This is a genomic window from Bradyrhizobium sp. AZCC 2262 (assembly GCF_036924535.1).
GTDB lineage: Bacteria > Pseudomonadota > Alphaproteobacteria > Rhizobiales > Xanthobacteraceae > Bradyrhizobium.
In genome coordinates this window covers 8616234-8634764 of sequence record NZ_JAZHRT010000001.1, presented here as the reverse complement: position 1 = coordinate 8634764, position 18531 = coordinate 8616234, and the positions used below count along the sequence as shown (strand labels likewise).

13 protein-coding genes are annotated in these 18531 nt (G+C 59.5%); 11 read left to right on the top strand and 2 right to left on the bottom strand.

Features of this window, described 5'->3' with window-relative positions:
• Window positions 1–851: 851 nt before the first annotated feature.
• The gene (locus V1283_RS40505; RefSeq protein WP_334392159.1) at window positions 852–2636 is read left to right on the top strand and encodes an adenylate/guanylate cyclase domain-containing protein; all 1785 of its coding nucleotides are present in this window, start codon (window positions 852–854) and stop codon (window positions 2634–2636) included.
• Between the two features lie 143 nt (window positions 2637–2779).
• On the opposite strand, the gene V1283_RS40500 is transcribed toward V1283_RS40505, so the two are convergent.
• Entirely contained in the window at window positions 2780–4573 is a 1794-nt protein-coding gene (locus V1283_RS40500) for a potassium/proton antiporter (protein WP_334392158.1), read from the bottom strand.
• 240 nt (window positions 4574–4813) lie between these two features.
• On the opposite strand from V1283_RS40500, the gene V1283_RS40495 reads away from it, so the two are divergent.
• From V1283_RS40495 to V1283_RS40470, 6 genes are all read left to right on the top strand, one after another.
• The gene (locus tag V1283_RS40495) at window positions 4814–6130 is read left to right on the top strand and encodes a mechanosensitive ion channel family protein (protein WP_334392157.1); all 1317 of its coding nucleotides are present in this window, start codon (window positions 4814–4816) and stop codon (window positions 6128–6130) included.
• 132 nt (window positions 6131–6262) lie between these two features.
• The gene (map, locus tag V1283_RS40490) at window positions 6263–7087 is read left to right on the top strand and encodes a type I methionyl aminopeptidase (protein ID WP_334392156.1); all 825 of its coding nucleotides are present in this window, start codon (window positions 6263–6265) and stop codon (window positions 7085–7087) included.
• Between the two features lie 45 nt (window positions 7088–7132).
• A complete protein-coding gene (locus V1283_RS40485) occupies window positions 7133–8086 on the top strand; it encodes an SMP-30/gluconolactonase/LRE family protein (protein WP_442895917.1) in 954 nt (317 codons plus the stop codon).
• Between the two features lie 255 nt (window positions 8087–8341).
• Entirely contained in the window at window positions 8342–9301 is a 960-nt protein-coding gene (locus V1283_RS40480) for an MBL fold metallo-hydrolase (RefSeq protein WP_334392152.1), read from the top strand.
• 115 nt (window positions 9302–9416) lie between these two features.
• On the top strand, window positions 9417–10019 hold the full coding sequence (locus V1283_RS40475; RefSeq protein WP_334392151.1) for a JAB domain-containing protein: 603 nt from the start codon (window positions 9417–9419) through the stop codon (window positions 10017–10019).
• 132 nt (window positions 10020–10151) lie between these two features.
• Window positions 10152–11390, top strand: coding sequence for a tyrosine-type recombinase/integrase (locus V1283_RS40470; protein WP_334392150.1), 1239 nt, complete (start codon window positions 10152–10154; stop codon window positions 11388–11390).
• 264 nt (window positions 11391–11654) lie between these two features.
• Here the strand turns inward: V1283_RS40470 and V1283_RS40465 are convergent, their stop codons facing one another.
• Window positions 11655–12080 carry a hypothetical protein gene (locus V1283_RS40465; protein ID WP_334392149.1) on the bottom strand — a complete coding sequence of 142 codons (426 nt, stop codon included), beginning with the start codon at window positions 12078–12080 and terminating at the stop codon, window positions 11655–11657.
• A gap of 464 nt (window positions 12081–12544) precedes the next feature.
• Between V1283_RS40465 and V1283_RS40460 the strand changes: the two genes are divergently transcribed.
• The 4 genes from V1283_RS40460 (at window position 12545) to V1283_RS40445 (ending at window position 18519) form a co-directional block, all read left to right on the top strand.
• Entirely contained in the window at window positions 12545–12739 is a 195-nt protein-coding gene (locus V1283_RS40460) for a type II toxin-antitoxin system Phd/YefM family antitoxin (RefSeq protein ID WP_334392148.1), read from the top strand.
• Window positions 12740–12757: 18 nt separating this feature from the next.
• Window positions 12758–14824 carry a site-specific DNA-methyltransferase gene (locus V1283_RS40455; RefSeq protein ID WP_334392147.1) on the top strand — a complete coding sequence of 689 codons (2067 nt, stop codon included), beginning with the start codon at window positions 12758–12760 and terminating at the stop codon, window positions 14822–14824.
• The gene (locus tag V1283_RS40450; RefSeq protein ID WP_334392146.1) at window positions 14824–17757 is read left to right on the top strand and encodes a DEAD/DEAH box helicase; all 2934 of its coding nucleotides are present in this window, start codon (window positions 14824–14826) and stop codon (window positions 17755–17757) included. Before V1283_RS40455 ends, V1283_RS40450 begins: the two co-directional genes overlap by 1 nt.
• A gap of 138 nt (window positions 17758–17895) precedes the next feature.
• The gene (locus V1283_RS40445; RefSeq protein WP_334392145.1) at window positions 17896–18519 is read left to right on the top strand and encodes a hypothetical protein; all 624 of its coding nucleotides are present in this window, start codon (window positions 17896–17898) and stop codon (window positions 18517–18519) included.
• Window positions 18520–18531 lie beyond the last annotated feature (12 nt).

The window sequence follows — 18531 nt, the reverse complement described above, 5'->3', positions numbered from 1 at the left end:
TTGCTCAACCATCGAAATAGCCGATCAAACCCGCGATTGGCGACCAACGGTCGACCTCAAATAGCCCCAACAAGCCCGGACGCAACGCTGCGCTCGCAGGCGACGGGCGCCCCGATCCGATGCGACGGCTCGCCCTCGAATTAACGAGGGCGCAGGGAAGACCGGGTGCGCGCTGCACCCGCGGTCTCGTGTGCAATGTGCACAAAGAAGTGCGCACACGAGCATGCAGGTCCAGCGGAGAGCATCCGGCCTTCCCTGCGCAATGGTTTGACGGCTTATGGCGCGCTCTTCCCGGAGACGAGTTCCTTTTGCCTCCGTCGCTGCCGGATTGGCGGCCGATCAACCCCGGTTGGGTTCGATCAACCTCCGCCAGCTTGACACCAGCCACGGGTGCCAGAACCACACGCTTTTGCCGTACGCAATAACGCCGCTCGTCCTGCGCGGATCAATCGCTCACAATCTCAAGCACGAAGCCTGAGACCGCCCTGCAATGCCTCGCGCGCGCAACGCCATCGCGTCCACCGCAACCCGCACTCCACGTATCGTGACGACGCGTACGCCCCTCTTCGATGAGGCGGGATGGCGCGAAGATGGAGCTGATTTGGGGGAAATGAGAAGCGATATGTTTTTGCTGCACAATCTGGACGACCCAAATCACGTTGAATCGGCTGCTAAAATTCGCTCTTTGACGCAGCGGGTTTTGCGGTGTTTCCGACGCATCCCGCGCTCGCCCACGGGGCGATCGGGTGAGAGGGCTACTTCCGTTGTTGGCGGCACTTATCGGACGTGCTGCGCCAAGGTCCACGATCGTGCTATATAGCGATTGAATTTCCCCGAGCATGGGGGCCACCTTGAGCAGCGAGCACGTAGAGCGGCGACTGGCGGCTATTCTGGCGGCGGATGTCGCGGGCTCTTGCCGCTTAATAGGGATCGACGAAGAAGGCACGCTGGCGCAACTGAAAGCTCTCAGAAAGACGCTTTTCGATCCCAAAATCGCTCAGCATCACGGACGTGTTGTCAAGAATACCGGGGACGGCGCTATTGCCGAGTTCGCCAGCGTGGTCGACGCCGTCCGATGTGCCGACGAAATTCAACGCGGCATGGCCGAACAAAATATCGACGTGCCGCAGGACAGGCGTATCGAACTCCGCATCGGCATTCACGTTGGTGATATTATTATCGAAGAAAACGATATCTTTGGTGACGGGGTCAATATTGCAGTGCGTCTCGAAGGGATTGCAGAGCCGGGCGGCATCAGTATCTCGGACGACGCTCGTCGGCAAATTCGTGGCAAGGTAGATGTAACGTTTGAGGATTTGGGTTCGCAATCCTTGAAGAATATCGCCGAACCGATGCGGGTCTGGCGCGTCCCATACGGTCGCGCCGTGCCAGCCGTGCCGAACCGCTGGCCTGTTGATGAGACCCTTGCTCTGCCCGATAAACCCTCGATCGCCGTTCTCCCCTTCACCAACCTGAGCTCCGATCCGGAACAGGAATATTTCGCGGACGGAATGGTCGATGACATCATCACGGCGCTGTCTCATTTCAGGGCGCTGTTCGTCATCGCCCGCAACTCGAGCTTCGCCTACAAGGGGCGCGCCGTCGACGTGAAGCAGGTCGGGCGCGAGCTCGGGGTGCGTTACGTGTTGGAAGGGAGCGTTCGCAAGGCGGCAAATCGAGTGCGCATCACGGGACAGCTCGTCGATACCGCCACTGGGGCACATCTTTGGGCGGAAAGGTTTGATGGCGGGCTCAGCGACGTCTTCGATCTGCAGGACCAGGTGACCGAGAGCGTTGTCGGGGCGATCGCGCCGGCGCTGGAAAAAGCCGAGATCGAGCGTGCCAGGCGCAAGCCGACCGAGAGTCTCGACGCCTATACCCTCTATTTACGCGGGTTGGCCAGGTTTTATCAGGTTGCAAGCAGGCAAGCGAACGAAGAGGCATTACGCCTGTTCAACAGCGCGATCGAGCTCGACCCAGATTTTGCATCTGCCTACGGTCGTGCCGCCCATTGCTACGCCATAGGCAGGGCCAATGGCTGGATTTCAGTCACATCGAACGAGATTGCTGAGGTGACAAGGCTCGCCCAGCGGGCGGTTGAGTTGGGCAAGGATGACCCGATCGCGCTCGCCGCCGGCGGGTGGGCGCTAGCGGTTGTCGTTCGCGATCTCGAGGCGGGCGCTGGCTTGATCGATCGCGCGCTTGTGCTCAATTCCAATTTCGCCGAGGCATGGAGTTTCGACGGCTGGGTAAAAAACTGGCTCGGCGAGCCGGAAGCGGCGATCGAGCGCTTCGCGCGTGCCATGCGCCTGAGCCCACTTGATCCGTCGCTGTTAAGAATGCCAAGCGGGACGGCGCATGCCCATTTCTTCCTGGGCCACTATGACGAGGCGGCATCGTGGGCGGCAATGGCATTGCAGCACAATGCGGACTATCAACCTGGATTACGGATCGCCGCCGCAAGCAATGCAATGGCCGGGCGGCCGGAGAAAGCACATAAGGCCCTGGCTCGGCTGCGGCTGCTGAACCCCACGCTACGTGTTTCCACTCTCAAAGACGTGTTGGGCCCTTTCAGGCGGGCCGAAGACCTTTTGCGATACGAAGAAGGAATGCGGCAAGCCGGGCTGCCCGAATGACCATCGCAGCTAGGCTCGACCGTTTGCGACGAAGTGATCGAATAAGCGCGACTTCCGTTGTTGGGCACAAAGCCGACATTAGAAAGCAACGGCGAAATGTCCGCTTTCAGCGGCGAAGCTGACCGAACTTCGCCCGTGAGAACTCAAACCCCCGCCACCGACGACCAGATATCGGCCAGCTTGCGCCTGAACGCCTGCCACCGCGTCAGTGGCGCGGCCTGCTCCTCATCCTCGGGCAGCCGCAGGCCGACCACGTTGACCCGCCCGCCACTGATGCTGCGCGCGACCAGAACGATGGGATCCAGCACAAGCTCGGCGCCTTCCTTGGGCGCATGGTCGAGATGTATGTCGAAATAATCCGCCAGCGTCAGCTTTGCCTGTTCTTCCTCGACGGAAACGCCGTAGATCTCGGCCAGTTCACCGAGCGTGTGTTCGCCCGATACCATGAAATCGCCGAGCAGATGCGGGTCGGGCGCCGAGCTCGGCGCCATGTCGACGAAGAAGCGATCCAGCGCTTCGGCCTTTTCCGGCGGCGCCAGCAGATAAAGGTAGTCGCCGGCCGCGACCGGATCGGCCTCGACGGGCGAGAGGATCCGCTCATCGCGGATCACCAGCGTCGGCTTCGACCAGGATGGAAGCAGGCCGCGCCGGAAGTAGAGGCTCTTCGACCGCACCGGATAGCCGACCAGCTGCTGCTCGAGCTGGCCCGGCAGATCGAGCTCGACGCGCCGCGGGCCGCGGTCGGCGCGCGGCAGCGCCACGTGCAGCCACCGCGCCGCCGGGCCCAGCGTCCAGCCCTGCAGCAGCAGCGAGATGACGACCACGACAAAGGCGACGTCGAAATAGAGATAGGCTTTCGACAGCCCGACCAGCATCGGGATCGAGGCGAGAAAGATCGCGACCGCCCCGCGCAGGCCGGTCCAGGCGATGAAAACCTTTTCCCGCCAGTTGAACCGGAATGGCACGAGGCACAGGAACACCGCGATCGGCCGTGCCAGGAGCATCAGCACCAGCGCCACGATCACGGAGGGACCCACGCTGTCCAGCAGGCGCTGCGGCGACGCCAGCAGGCCGAGCAAAACGAACATCACGATTTGCGCCAGCCAGGTCGCGGCGTCGAGAAACGTCACCACTGAATTATGCGCGCGCGTCGGCCGGTTGCCGATGATGATGCCGGCGAGATAGACCGCGAGAAATCCCGAGGCGTGCGAGATCTGCGTCACGCCGAAGATCACGAGCGCAGCGGTTGCGACAAAGGGCGCGTGCAGGCCTTGCGGCAGCGCCATGCGATTGAGCGCCACCACCACCAGACGGCCACCGATCACGCCGATGACGGCGCCGAGCACGCCTTCGCGTGCGAGCTCCAATACAACATGCGCGGGCGAGCTTTCACCGCGCGAAATGAATTCGACCAGCATCAGGGTGAGAAAGATCGCGAACGGGTCGTTGGTGCCGGATTCGGCTTCCAGGGTTGCGCCGACACGGGGGCGCAGGCGCAGGCCCTGCGTGTGAACGAGCAGGAACACCGCCGCGGCATCGGTCGACGCCACCACGGCGCCGACCAGCAGCGATTCGGTCCAGTTCAGATCGAGCGCATATTTGGCGGCCGGTGCAGCAATCAGGGCGGTGAGCAGCACACCGATGGTCGCCAGCACCATCGACGGCGCCAGCACGGTACGGATGCTTTGAAACTTGGTTCGCAGGCCGCCGTCGAACAGGATCAGCGCCAGCGCCACCGATCCCACCAGATAGGTGGTGCGGACGTCATCGAAGCTGAGCTGGCCCGGCCCGGCATCGCCCGCCAGCATGCCGATCAGGAGGAACACCAGCAGCAGCGGCGCCCCGAAGCGCAGCGCAAGCAGGCTCGACAGGATGCCCGCCATCACCAGAACGGCGCCCAGAAAGATGGCGATGCTGACCGAGTCGAGAGAAGCCATGAACCTCCGCAATAACCTCTACAATTCTGGCAAATACTTGCAATTGCATCCTTATCGTTGCCACAGTTGAACGCCAACCCATTTCTGCGTTAGCGGCAATGTACCCGATTTTACGGGCCTAACCTGCCCCCGCGCCTGCTGTGCCGATGGCATCCGCCCGGCGCTTGTGAGAATCTGCCTGCTACGCGCGAATCAACTTTGTCCGGCGGGGCCGGATCGCCCCAAAACGAGATTTGGCCGATGGATTTGAAAGAGATCATCGAGTTCTTGCACGGCACCGCGCGCGCGCTCGGCGCGGAGGTGACCTCGCCCTGGTTCTATCTGCAATTCGGCCTGATCCTCACCGCCGCTGGCATTGCCTGGGCCAGCGAGGCATCCATTCGCGCGCGCGTCGACATGACCTCGCTTGCGATGCGGTGGCCGGTGGCCTTGCGGCGCTTCGCCCACGTCCTGGTCGGCAGCGCCTCCACCGTTGTGTTCGCGATCCTGGTGATGGTGGAGCGCTTCGTGATGGTCCACTCGACCTGGCCGAGCCGCAGCTACCTGCTCGCGGTTTCCGCCAAGCTTGCGGTGGCCTGGCTCGTCATCCGGCTGGTGACGTCGGTCATTCGCAACGAGTTCATTGTCAGGCTGGTGTCGCTGTCGGCCTGGCTGGTCGCGGCTCTCAGTGTCATCGGCCAGCTCGAGCCGACACTGCAATTGCTGGATTCGGATTCCGTCTCGATCGTTCTCGGCGGCTTGCGGCTGACGCCGCTGGTCCTGATCAAGCTCGGCGCGCTCCTGATCCTGGCCTTGTGGCTGACCAATATTGCCAGCAATTTCGTTGAAAGCCGGATCAACCGTTCCACCGACCTCACCCCGTCCATCCAGGTGCTGCTGGTCAAGATGATCCGCATGGGGCTGCTGACGATCGCCGTCATCGTCGCGCTCAGCGCGGTCGGCATCAACCTTTCGGCACTGGCGGTGTTCTCCGGCGCGGTTGGCGTCGGTATCGGTATCGGCCTGCAGAAGATCGTCGCCAATTTCATCTCAGGCATCATCCTGCTGGCGGACAAGTCGGTAAAACCCGGCGACCTCGTTACCATCGGCGACAGCTCGGGCCGGATCAGCGCGATGAAGACGCGCTACATCTCGGTCGCCGCCGGCGACGGCCGTGAGTTCCTGATCCCGAACGAGGATCTGGTGACGCAGAAGGTCGTGAACTGGACCTATACCGACAAGAACACGCTGGTGAAGGTGCTGTTCAGCACCAATTACGACGCCGATCCCCGCCTCGTCTGCAAGCTGGCGATCGAGATCGCGGCGGCCGCCCCGCGCGCCATCAAGAACAAGCCGCCGAACTGCATCCTGACCGAATTCGCCGAGGCCGGCATGAAGTTTTCGCTGACCTTCTGGATCGCCGATCCCGATGGCATGGACAATGTGAAGAGCGATGTGATGCTGGCGCTGTGGGACGCCTTCAAGCGCGAGGGGATCCGTGTTCCCTATCCGGTCCGCGAAATCCGTGTCCGCGGCGGTGCGCTGCCGGTCGAGCCCGTGGTGGAAGTTTCCGGCTAGATGCAAGTCTTTTTTGATGCAAGTCTTTTTAGAGTCTCCAGCACCCCAACCTCGGCTTGCCGCAGACCGCTCCGATCACTAAATTAGATCATTAAATCAACCATTCCCGTTCCTCCGAAGCATGACCGCCCCATGAGCTATATTGAAGCGTCTGACACCTCGTTGCGAAAGACCGGCCAGATCAAACTGCATGGCGCGAGCGGATTCGCCGGCATGCGCAAGGCGGGCGCGCTGGTCGCAAAATGCCTCGACGAACTCACCGACATCGTCAAGGCGGGCGTCCCGACCTCACGGATCGACGAATTCGTCCGCGACTTCGCCTTCGGCCATGGCGTCTATCCGGCGACGCTGATGTATCGCGGTTACCGCTACTCGACCTGCACGTCGATCAATCACGTGGTCTGCCACGGCATGCCCGGCGACCGCGCGCTGAAGGAAGGCGACATCGTCAATATCGACGTCACCTTCATCGTCGATGGCTGGTACGGCGATTCCAGCCGCATGTACGTGATCGGCCCGATCGCCCGCAAGGCCGAGCGGCTGATCGAGGTCACCTATGAGGCGATGATGCGCGGCATCGCCGCGGTGAAGCCGGGCGCCACCACCGGCGACATCGGCCACGCCATCCAGAGTTTTGTCGAGCCGCAGGGCATGAGCGTGGTGCGCGATTTCTGCGGCCATGGCCTCGGGCGCATGTTCCACGACGAGCCCAACATCATCCATATCGGCCGGCCCGGCGAGGGCGTGATGCTGAAGCCCGGCATGTTCTTCACCATCGAGCCGATGATCAATCTCGGCAAGCCGCATGTGAAAATCCTGTCCGACGGCTGGACCGCGGTGACCCGCGATCGCTCGTTGTCGGCGCAGTTCGAGCATTCGGTCGGCGTGACCGCGACCGGCGTCGAAATCTTCACGCTGTCAGAGCGCAACGGCGAGAAGCCTTTGGTTACGACCTAGTTGGGCCGGCGCCTAACCCTCCCGCGCAGGGAGTTGACGATGGCGATGGCAGAACGTGGCCGTCTGGCGAAATGCGTTGCGGCCTGTCTCGTCGCATGTGCCGTTTTCCTGGCAGGCCGGAGCAACGCGGCCGAGGACTCCCTTTTCACAAGCAAGAGGATCACGCCGCAGGGCGAGTACACGCCCGGCATCGAAGGTCCCGCGGTCGACGCATCGGGCAACCTTTACGTTGTCAATTTTCAACAGAGCGGCACGATCGGCAAACTGGCGGCCGGCGCCTCGCAGTCCCAGCTCTTCGCATCGCTCCCTGCAGGCAGCATCGGTAACGGCATTCGTTTCGATCGGCAGGGGCGGATGTTCATCGCTGATTTCAAGAAGCACAATGTCTGGGTCATCGAACGCGGCGAAACCACGCCGCGCGTCTACTTTCATTCCGATCGGTTCAATCAGCCGAACGACCTGGCAATCGCGGCGGACGGCACGCTCTATGCCAGCGATCCGCGATTTGCATCGCCCGCGGGCGGCCAGATCTGGCGTATTACGCGCGGCGCGGACGGCAAGGGCCGGGGTGAGGTGATGTCCACGACAAGGCGTCTCGGCGTGACCAACGGGATCGACCTGAGCCCGGACGGCACGACGCTTTACGTCAGCGAGTCGAATTCGAAGCAGGTCTGGGCCTATCGCCTCGACGGCAGCAAATTGCTCGACCCGCGACTGGTGAAGGGTTTTTCGGATTTCGAGGTCGACGGCCTGCGCACCGACCTCGACGGCCGGATTTATCTCGCGCGGCTTTCGGCCGGCAAGATCGCCATTATCGCGGCCAATGGATCGCTCGAACGTGAGGTACCCCTGAGCGGAAAGCAGCCGACCAACCTCACCTTTGGCGGTCCCGACGGCAGAACCGTGTTCGTGACCCAGAAGGAGGGCCGCTTCATCGAGGCCTTCCGTGTTGATCGTCCCGGCCGCGAGCCTTGCCTGCAGGTGCCCCGCATGTGCTGAAACGCCGATAACCGCCGCAAGCGTAGCCCGGGTGGAGCGCAGCGTAACCCGGGGATCTAACAGGTGGACGGAGCGCCCCCGGATTTCGCTTCGCTCCATCCGGGCTACGAAACTTGCGCGAAGTTCGGCGCGCCCGCCGCTTGGGCCCGTCATGCATCGCACCGGAATATCCCGGGTTGTGCGGGGTAGCATGTAGCGTGAGCCCCTCGAAACAGAAGGGCCTGGCGGGCTAGGGATCAACCAAGGGAGAAGGGCATGTTCGAGATTTCACGTCGCGATCTGGTCCTCGGGAGCACCGGGGCAGCGCTCGTTTTCGGCCTCAAGGGACCGGTTTCGTTCATCGGCGCGGCGCATGCGCAGCGCGCCGCGGACAGCCTCAAATACAAGGTCGGCGACATCGAGGTGTTCAGCCTGCATGAGGGCAGTATCGAGCGCACGGTCGCCGAAGGCATGGTGAAGAACGCCTCGCTCGACGACGTCAAGAAGGCGCTGACAGCCAGCGGGATTGGCCCGGACAAATTCGACAATCCCTTCACCGTCACCGCGATCCGGACCGGCGGCAAGGTCGTGCTGTTCGATACCGGCTTCGGCGGCAACGGGCCGGCGACGGTCGGCAAGCTCGCCGAGAACATGAAGGCCGCCGGCCTCGATCCGGCAACGGTCTCCACTGTCGTGATCTCGCATTTCCATCCCGATCACATCTCCGGCCTCTGGGTGAAGGAGACCAATGCGCAGGTCTTCCCGAACGCGGAAATCCTGATGCCCGAGGTCGAGTACAAGTTCTGGACCGATCCGGCGCTGGTGGAGAAGATGCCGGAAGCTGTCCGCCCACATGTCAAGCGAATCCAGGCGACCTTCCCGACCTGGAAGAACATCAAGCAGTATAGCGACGGCGCCGACGTTGCGCCCGGCGTAAAGGCCATCGCCACCCCCGGCCACACCGTCGGCCACATGTCGTACCTCGTCGCCTCGGGCGGACAGCAATTGTTCATCCAGAGCGACGTCACCGGCATCCACCAGCTGTTCGTCAAGAATCCCGGCTGGTTCTCGATGTTCGATACGGACGGGCCGAAGGCGGAGGCCACACGGCGCGCGTTCTTCGATCGCGTCATTGCCGAAAAGGGCATGATCGCCGGCTATCATTTCGGTTTCCCGAATGTCGGCACATTGTCAAAGGACGGCAACGGCTATGCGTTTGCGGCCGTGAAGGCCTGATCGCAGGCAAGAGTTGAAACGGCTCGAAGGCGCCGCGCTGTGTGCGGCGCCTTTTCCGCAGAGGCTCCCGCACTTTAGAGTTGCAAAAGCTCACCGGCGCGGCATGGTTACGGCGATGCCAGCCAAGACCAGCCCTCCCCCGGATCAATCCACCGAGACGCCGCATTATCACGGCCACCGCAAGCGGCTGCGCGAGCGATTTTACGGCGCCGGGCCGGAGGCGCTGAGCGATTACGAATTGCTGGAGATGGCGCTGTTTCCCGCCCTGCCCCGGCGCGACACAAAACCGCTGGCGAAAGCGCTGTTGAAAAAATTCGGCTCGTTCGCCGAAGTCATCCATGCGCCGGTCTCGCGCCTGCGCGAGGTCGATGGCATCGGCGAGGCCTCGATCAACCAGATCAAACTGCTCGCCGCAGCCGCGAGCCGGGTGGCGAAGGGCGAGATCGAGCGCAAGATTGCACTGTCGTCCTGGAACGACGTGATCGAGTATTGCCGGAGCGGGATGGCGTTCGCCGACAAGGAACAGTTTCGCCTGCTCTTTCTGGACAAGCGCAACCAGTTGATCGCGGATGAAATCCAGCAGACCGGCACCATCGACCACACCCCGGTCTATCCGCGCGAGGTGATCAAGCGCGCGCTCGAACTATCGGCGACCGCACTGATCCTGGTGCACAACCATCCTACTCGCATGTTTATGTGCACGTTCGCTCACGCTTAATCACTTACAATCACTGCGCTTTTTCTTGATTATGGATTCCCGGCCGAGGTACATTCGGTGTAGGCAACGGGAACGTAACCGTCCCCACTTGCAGTCCCTCAAAGCGTCCCCAGTCGGACTCGGGATATCACGATGGCGAACCTCACCGACCGTGCGATCCAAAACGCGATCAAGCAGGTTGCGAAATCACGCAAGCAACGTTTGCTTGCCGATGGCGAAGGCCGCGGCACCGGAAGACTTGTTCTCATACTGAAGCCGATGCCGAGCCGGGTCGCTGCCGAGTGGATGGCTCAGCAATGGCGCGACGGCCGTCGCGTAAAGTCGAAGATTGGCTCGTATCCCGCAATGCCACTCTCGGATGCCCGAGATATTTTCAAACGCGATTTTGCGGGTGTCATTTTGCAAGGCCGCAGCATCAAGACCGCCACCGACGCGCGGCCAGGCACCCTTGGTGATTTGTTTGATGCGTACGTGAAGCATCTCAAAAACAACGAGCAGAACTCGTGGCTCGCGGTAAAGAAGAGCCTGAAGAGCGTCGAGAAAATCCTCGGCGGAAACCGGCTTGCACGCGATATCATGGCCGATGATGTTTTGGGTGTGCTGCGGCCAATTTATGCGCGCGGTACGCGAGCGATGGCCGATCATGTCCGCAGCTACATTCGATCGGCGTATTCGTGGGCGATCAAATCAGAGCACGACTATCGCACCTCCTCCCCTCGCCGCTTCAAAGTCGTTTCTAATCCCGCCGCAGGCATTCCGACTGAGCCCAAAGTTGTCGGCACGCGCTGGTTAGACGAGGAAGATTTCCTACGCCTGTATCGATGGCTCGAATGCCCGGATGCACCGGTACATCCACCGTACACGCGCGCTGTTCGCATTCTTATGCTCACCGGCCAGCGCGTCGAAGAGATCGCGCGCTTGCATGTGGATCAGTGGGACGCGAAGGAGTGCATCATCGACTGGTCGAAGACGAAGAACGGAAAGCCGCATGCGATCCCGGTGCCGGCGCTAGCGGCCGAACTCATCGAGAGCATCAAGCCGAACGAATACGGCTGGTTCTTCCCTTCTGCGATGGACCCGACGAAGCCAGTCAGCCATGGAACGCTTTACGCCTTTATGTGGCGTCAACGGCAGCGCGACGTGATCCCGTTCGTCACCAACCGTGACTTGCGCCGCACGTGGAAGACGCTCGCCGGCAAGGCCGGCGTGTCGAAAGAAATTCGGGATCGCATCCAAAATCACGCATTCCAGGATGTCAGTTCAAAGAGCTACGACCGCTGGACCTACATGCCCGAAAAGCGCGCCGGCATGGATAAGTGGAATATGTTTGTTGAGACACTACTATCGAAAGTAGAATCGATCGCAGCGTAATTCCGTGCCAATGCGACGCGCCCCGTCCAGCCGCGACAGGTCTCGAACAACCTAGACCGATCACGACTGGGGGCGACCGGGCGCGACCGGTCGTTGACACGTCGAAACGCTGCTCACGCCTGCGCGCAATGCGCAGGGTAGGCCTTTTGCGAGGCTATAAATTTCGCTCGACATTCCTGGCACGCTCCCACTGCGAGTATTCAACGCAGCCACATACGCCCTCACCGGCCGTATCGTTGATCGTCCCGAAGCAACACCAATGCTTCACCGGATCATCGACGAGACTTGTGAGCAGATGCAGTGATGCGGCGCGTCGACGACTTGCCTGATCGAGAACTCATCATCGCACAGGCCAAACGAAATAAGGAAATTGTGTGTGGGGTCGGGGCTTTTGTGCGGCACGGCCACACGTACTACCACTTCTATCGTGATGGCGTTCTCGTTATTATCTCCCCGTACTAAACGGGGAGTTCTTTTATGCAGCACAAAGACAGCGGCGTGGTTTTCAAGCTCCCCATAAATTGCTGGGAGTTCAGGCAGTACGTCTTCTGCGAGACGGACGCGAATAAGCATTTCTTTAACACCGAACGACCCACTAATCAGAAGATGTACTACGAGTCCTTCGATCTCATCCTCATCATCTTCATTGGTGTGCTTGCTATAATACGCCTCGGTATCAACAGGAGGCATCAATGGAGACAGAGTGGAAGGAAGTGGTTGAGGAGAGATACGACGACCAGCTTGGCGTAGTCCCGCCTGCCATCTACCTGAATCACGGGTTTCTCGTGGGAGAGCCTACATCGTCTCGACTATGCACCAGGTCAAAGAAGTATTGCCCTACCTTTCGTGCTTTTATGAATATCAATGGCCGCTTCTACGAAGGGCCAGCACTCACCGTGCCGGAGTTCAGAGCGCTGGTATGTGCCGACGTTGAACGTGAGGCCACGCCGCTCGATTAAGCGGCGTTTTCTTTTTCCCAAAACCGACGTATGCCGCGACCATCAGCGACCCGTCCAACAAACCGCATAACGCCGAACTCATCAGGTACAGCCAGGCACTGGGGATGCAATGTCCACGGATTTCCTCCCCGTTGCGCTTCACAAAAGTAGCTATTTTGTCCATTGTGTGCGCAGTCAACGGACTGGGGCACTCCGATGAAAATCATGTCCGCGAAGGATGCGAAAAACGGCTTTGGCCGTTTAATCGATACAGCGCTGGCCGAACCAGTCACGATCGAGAAGCATGGCAGGGGTGTCGTCGTGGTCATGTCGATCGAGGAATACGAGCGATTGAAAGCGCCCGATCCGCCCGCAGCGGCTCCGGTGCATAAAGCAGAAAAACGAATCTGAGGGGTTAGGGGCATTGGAATGAAAAGTCTGCTGGAACAGCTGCCCGCCATCGTCGCGGACGGCAAGAAGGAAGCCGAGCGTGTCATGGAGAGGGCCGAGAGCAATTACCGCCTCGGACTCCAAACGCGGGAACTGGTCATCCCGTCCAAGGACACCAACTGGCAAGACCTCTTCAAAGCGAGCGCCAAGCCTGCTGCCAACGCCACCAATGTCGCGTCGAACAGGCTCATCTACGGCGACAATCTGCTAACGATGGCTGCGTTGTTGGCAGGTGACGGCCACACTCCGTCCATACGGGGCAAGATCGACCTCGTTTATATCGACCCTCCATTTGATAGTAAGGCCGATTATAGCTCCAAGATTCAACTTCCCTCTGCTGAGATACAGCAAGGGCCGGCTGCAATGGAACAATTCGCTTATTCCGACACATGGAGCGACGGGACGGCGTCTTATCTGCGCATGATGTCGCCCCGCCTTTTCCTGCTTAAAGAACTGCTAGCCGATACCGGAAGCATATTTGTTCACATTGATTGGCATGTCGGTCATTACGTCAAGATTCTTCTCGATGAGGTTTTTTCAAAGGATCAATTCCGAAACGAGATAATTTGGAAGCGCCGAGTGGGCATGAGCAGCGCCGTGCATGATTCAAATCAATTTGGTGTATGCACAGATACGATCCTCTTTTATGCAAAAACCGACGATGCGAAATTTAACGTGCAATACAACAAGGACTCGAATGAATACCAAGAATACATTAGATCGCGCTTCACAAACACTGACGAGAACGGGCGACGATATCAGCCGACCAGCTTGGTCAATCCTGCTTATCGCCCAAATCTAATTTACGATTATAAGGGGTATAAATCTCCGCCAAATGGTTGGATGATTACGAAAGAAAAAATGGAGCAATGGGACGCGGAAGGAAAGCTGCACTTTCCTGACAATCCCACTGGTCGGCTTCGTCGCAAGAGTTTCGCCGACGAATTGAAAGGAATGCCCGTCCAAAATCTCTGGACGGATATTTCTGAAATCAATTCGCAAGCAGAAGAACGCCTAAAGTTTCCGACCCAGAAACCAGGTGCCTTGCTGGAACGAATAATAAATTCAGTTACAGACGAGGGAGATATAGTAGCTGATTTTTTCTGCGGCTCCGGAACGACGGCCGCTGTCGCCGAGCGATTGAATCGGCGTTGGCTCGTTGGAGACCTTGGTAAGCCCGCTTGCATGGTGACGCGCAAGCGGCTGATAGACCAAGACGCAAAACCTTTTCTGTATCAGCACATCGGCGACTATCAGGTTGAGCAATTGCGTTCGACCATGGGCAGCAAGTTTCGTATTGGCGACCTGGCCGAGATAGTTCTTGGACTCTACGGTGCGCTGCCGTTGCCCATCGAAGAAAACCCGAACAAGAACATGGGTCGCGTTCAGGGAAGCAAGACGCTTGTCCTGGCCGACAGCCCGAACAAGATGACCGGTCTTGCCACGCTACGCCGAGCCATCGAAATCCGTGACAATCTCATGGGCGGATGGGACAAGGTGGTGGTACTTGGCTGGAATTTCTCGCCAACCATCGGCCACGACATCGAGGCGCTTGGTCAAGGCGAGCGGCTTGAGGTTCTGGTGATCCCGCCCGACCTTCTCGACCGCCTGAAAAAGAAAGGCCACAAACTCAAGGCCGAGGAGGTGCGGTTTTCATCGCTGCAATATCTCCAACTTGGTGCAGTCAAGCGCGAAAAGCAGGAAGTCGGCGAGTCCCTTTCGATTTCCATCGCCAACTATGTGCTGCTGACGCCCGAGGCGCTGAACCTCGACGAATCCAGCCGCGAAAAATTGCAGAGGGTCATCAACAAAGATCCCTTGGCCCTGATCGAGTATTGGAGCGTCGATCCAGATTACGATGGAGAGGTGTTCCGGTCCGCTTGGCAGGACTATCGCGGCAATGTCGAAAGTGACGGCGACCCACACCGCATCGTCACTACGGCGCGGCTTGTCGGGCTGCCCCAGAAGGAAGGGGCGCGCCGCGTGTGCGTGCGTGTCGTTGACGTGTTCGGCTTTGAGGCCGAAGCAACCATCGAGGTGGCGTAATGGCGAGCATCAATGATCTTTCGCTCGCCAAGGGCCTTACCGTCAAGGTGGAGGAAGCTTGCGTCGGTCTTGAATTGGGGCGAGCGCCGATTCTTGAGCAGGTTTCGGAAACGACCGCCGAGCTTCTGAAATGGTGGTTCCAGTCCGAGTTTCAGGACACGCGCAGCTTCAATTTCCATCCCGGCCAGCGTCAGGCGATCCTGAATGTCATCTATGCCCACGAGGTACTGGGCATATCGACGCTGCAAGACCTCTATCAGATCGCTGCGCCCGACGTGATGCTCACCAGCACACGGGATTCCGAGATCATCCGCGCACCGAAAAACGCCTATCCAAAATACTGCCTCAAGATGGCGACCGGCACGGGTAAGACATGGGTGCTGCAAGCACTCATGGTCTGGCAGATTCTCAATGCTGCCCGTGCGCTGAACAATCCACGCTATACGAAGAATTTTCTGGTCGTCGCTCCTGGCCTCATCGTCTATGACCGCTTGCTCGATGCCTTTATGGGCAAGGAGCGCGAAGGTAAGCGCGACTTCGCCAATTCCGACCTTGCGATTTTCCAGGAACTTTTCATCCCGGAGGCATACCGGGATGAAGTCTTTCGTTTTGTGCAGGGGGCAGTGTGCGCGAAGGAAGATATTGGCCGCAAGGTCACGGCGGGCGGGATCATCGCCATTTCCAACTGGCATGTTCTATCCGAAGAAGGCGAGCCGGAAGATGAAGAAGAAGTGCTCGCCCCCGGCGAGGCCGCCAACCCTGCCGCCGTGGTGCAGGCCATTCTGCCCCTCACTCCTGGCACGAGTCAGGGTAACGATCTTAACCTCCTCAATCGTCGCTACGAGCGCGGCGGCATTCTTGAATATCTCAAGGACTTACCGGGACTGATGGTGTTCAACGACGAGGCCCATCACATTCACGAGTTCAAGCGAGAAGGCGAAGTCACGGAAGTTGAGTGGCAAAAGAGCTTGAACCTAATCGCCGAACCCAAGGGCAGCCGCTTTGTGCAAGTGGATTTTTCGGCAACGCCGTACAATGAGGTCGGCACGGGCAAGAACAGCCGCAAATCGTACTTCTCGCACATCGTGGTCGATTTCGACCTCAAGACCGCTATGAAAACCGGTCTGGTCAAATCCCTTGTCCTGGATAAGCGATCCGAAATCGGCGCGCTCAGTCACGAAGAATTGGACTTCAAGGCGGATCGCGACGAGAACGGCAATCCCATCCTTTCCGAGGGCCAGCGCATCATGCTGCGCGCGGGCCTGACCAAGCTTCGCAAGCTGGAAACCGATTTTGCCGGACTCGACCCCGACAAGTATCCGAAGATGCTCGTGGTATGCGAGGACACGACAGTCACCCCTTTGGTCGCCGAATTTATGAAGGGCGAGGGATTGGCCGATGATGAAGTGCTGCGCGTCGATTCAAACCGCAAGGGTGAATTGAAAGCCGAAGATTGGAAGAAATTGCGCGAGCGCCTGTTCGACGTTGATCGGCACAGGTCGCCGCGTGTCATCGTGAGTGTGTTGATGCTGCGCGAAGGCTTTGACGTAAACAATATCTGCGTCATCGTCCCACTGCGCGCATCCAGCGCCGGCATCCTGCTGGAGCAGACCATCGGGCGCGGCCTGCGCCTTATGTGGCGCGGCAACGAATACGATGACATCAAGCGCGAGAACCGGCAGTTGATCCGGGCGGGCAAGACCCCGGCAAACATGATCGACATTCTTTCCATTGTCGAGCATCCGGCCTTCCAGCACTTCTATGCTGAATTGATTCAAGAGGGTGTTGCGGCCGAAGCCGACGACGAGGACGATCAGAACAACACATCAACAGGCGACTTGATTTCCGTAGGGTTGCGTCCTGGATTCGAGCAATACGACTTCGCCATCCCCTTCATCCTGCGTGAGCAGGTCGAAGAGTTGGAAGACACGCACCTCGACCCGACCAGTCTTCCTCCGTTTGGATCGTTCACGCTCGACCAGCTCAAAAAGCAGATCGGACAGGGTGAGAAATTCCATTCCGAAGACGTGCAGGCGCGGACACGCTTCGGCGATTACCGCGTCCATGGCGGGGTCATGACCGCCACCGGGTACAACGACTATCTTGCCCGCGTGACCCGGCGCATCTCGGAAGCCGTGACGCTCACCGACACGACCAGCAGCTCCAAGGCGTTCGCCAACGCCAGCAAGTTTCCCTACATTCAAATCAATCGCGCGGAGTTGGCGGAAGGCATCGACACCTATATCTGCCAGCACCTTTTCGCCCAGCCCATGAATCCGCTTGAGGATGAGAATTGGCGCGTTCTTCTGATCGACCCCGTAACCGAACACATCATCAAGGTATGGGCGCGCGCCATCCTTGAGGCCGAAGACAGCACCATCGTTGCCGATGCCGAGGTCGCGCACCGCCGCCTGTCAGAAGTGCAAAAGCTTGCCATGCGCGAAAGTTCGTCGCTGGCCGTGGACAAGGCAATTTATTTGCGCCTGTCATATCCGTCCCGGAACGGCGGGCTGGAACAGGCTTTCATGGAAACCTGCGAACGCGATGCCAGTGTCGATGCTTTCTGCAAGATCAACGAGCAAAAGCACACGTTCGCGCGGCTCCGCTACATTAAGGAGGACGGCCTACCGGCCTTCTACTCGCCAGATTTCTTCGTGCTGACTGCCGAACACATATACCTTGTCGAGACCAAGGCCCAAAGCCAACTCACCAGCCCGAACGTCGTCCGCAAGCGCAAAGCCGCGGTCGCTTGGTGCGACCGCATCAACGGCCTGACGCCCGAACAGCGCAGAGGCAAGACTTGGCACTACGTCTTGCTCGGCGAGGATACATTCTATGGTTGGCGCGACAAGGGCGGCTCCGTCGCCGACTTGCTTGCCTTCTCCAAACTGCGCCCCGTTAATGATCGAGGACAGACGAAATTCGCGTTCTGATCTCCGCACCGGTCATGCTGGCTGCGATTGCGGACTTTTGCGCCTGGTACATCGCGCGTAGCGCGGGCGCATCGTCATCTGACGCCCACCCCTGGGGATAACCGCCGAGAGCTGGGTAGGAGGCGGTATCATCAACCCATGACCGATGACCTGTCGCGACCTGTCGCGACCACCGACGACAGCGAATTCACCCTTTCAGTCGAGGAGGCTGCAGAGCGCTACGCACACGCCGGCTTCCCCCGTACCATCCGCGCGATTCAGCGCTACTGCGCCAAGGGTGACCTGGATTGCCGCCGCATGGAGACGCAGTTCGGCGAACGATACATGATCACACCGACATCAGTGGCGCGACACATCGCGTACATCGAAGAGGTGCGACCGGTCGCGACTAGTCGCGACTTGTCGCGACCGGTCGCGACAACAGCGACGACAGAAGATGTTGCTACGAAGACAGCGACCACCGACGACCGGTCGCGACAAGGGACGACAGGCGGCGACGAAGCGCAGCGACTGGCTACGACAGCGGCCGAAACGAAGTACGTCGAACAACTAGAGAAGCGACTAGAAGAGAAGGACAACGAAATCACGTTTCTTCGCAGCGAGGTTGGAGTGAAAAACGACCAGATCAAAGACCTGACCGAACGCGCGCGCGAGACCAATCATCTGATCGCAGGCTTGCAGAAAATGCTCGGACCATTGCTCGGCTCCGGACCCAGCTCAGATCAAGCGCGCGTCGATCGAGCGACCGAAGGAATGCAGTAGGGGATAAGCAGC

What these genes read in the sequence shown, in the direction of transcription:
- V1283_RS40495 (WP_334392157.1), top strand. Translation starts at nt 4,814, where the DNA reads ATGGATTTGAAAGAGATCATCGAGTTCTTGCACGGCACCGCGCGCGCG.
- V1283_RS40455 (WP_334392147.1), top strand. Translation starts at nt 12,758, where the DNA reads ATGAAAAGTCTGCTGGAACAGCTGCCCGCCATCGTCGCGGACGGCAAG.
- V1283_RS40485 (WP_442895917.1), top strand. Translation starts at nt 7,133, where the DNA reads ATGGCAGAACGTGGCCGTCTGGCGAAATGCGTTGCGGCCTGTCTCGTC.
- V1283_RS40500 (WP_334392158.1), bottom strand. Translation starts at nt 4,573, where the DNA reads ATGGCTTCTCTCGACTCGGTCAGCATCGCCATCTTTCTGGGCGCCGTT.
- V1283_RS40470 (WP_334392150.1), top strand. Translation starts at nt 10,152, where the DNA reads ATGGCGAACCTCACCGACCGTGCGATCCAAAACGCGATCAAGCAGGTT.
- V1283_RS40480 (WP_334392152.1), top strand. Translation starts at nt 8,342, where the DNA reads ATGTTCGAGATTTCACGTCGCGATCTGGTCCTCGGGAGCACCGGGGCA.
- V1283_RS40450 (WP_334392146.1), top strand. Translation starts at nt 14,824, where the DNA reads ATGGCGAGCATCAATGATCTTTCGCTCGCCAAGGGCCTTACCGTCAAG.
- V1283_RS40475 (WP_334392151.1), top strand. Translation starts at nt 9,417, where the DNA reads ATGCCAGCCAAGACCAGCCCTCCCCCGGATCAATCCACCGAGACGCCG.
- map (WP_334392156.1), top strand. Translation starts at nt 6,263, where the DNA reads ATGAGCTATATTGAAGCGTCTGACACCTCGTTGCGAAAGACCGGCCAG.
- V1283_RS40445 (WP_334392145.1), top strand. Translation starts at nt 17,896, where the DNA reads ATGACCGATGACCTGTCGCGACCTGTCGCGACCACCGACGACAGCGAA.
- V1283_RS40460 (WP_334392148.1), top strand. Translation starts at nt 12,545, where the DNA reads ATGAAAATCATGTCCGCGAAGGATGCGAAAAACGGCTTTGGCCGTTTA.
- V1283_RS40465 (WP_334392149.1), bottom strand. Translation starts at nt 12,080, where the DNA reads ATGCCTCCTGTTGATACCGAGGCGTATTATAGCAAGCACACCAATGAA.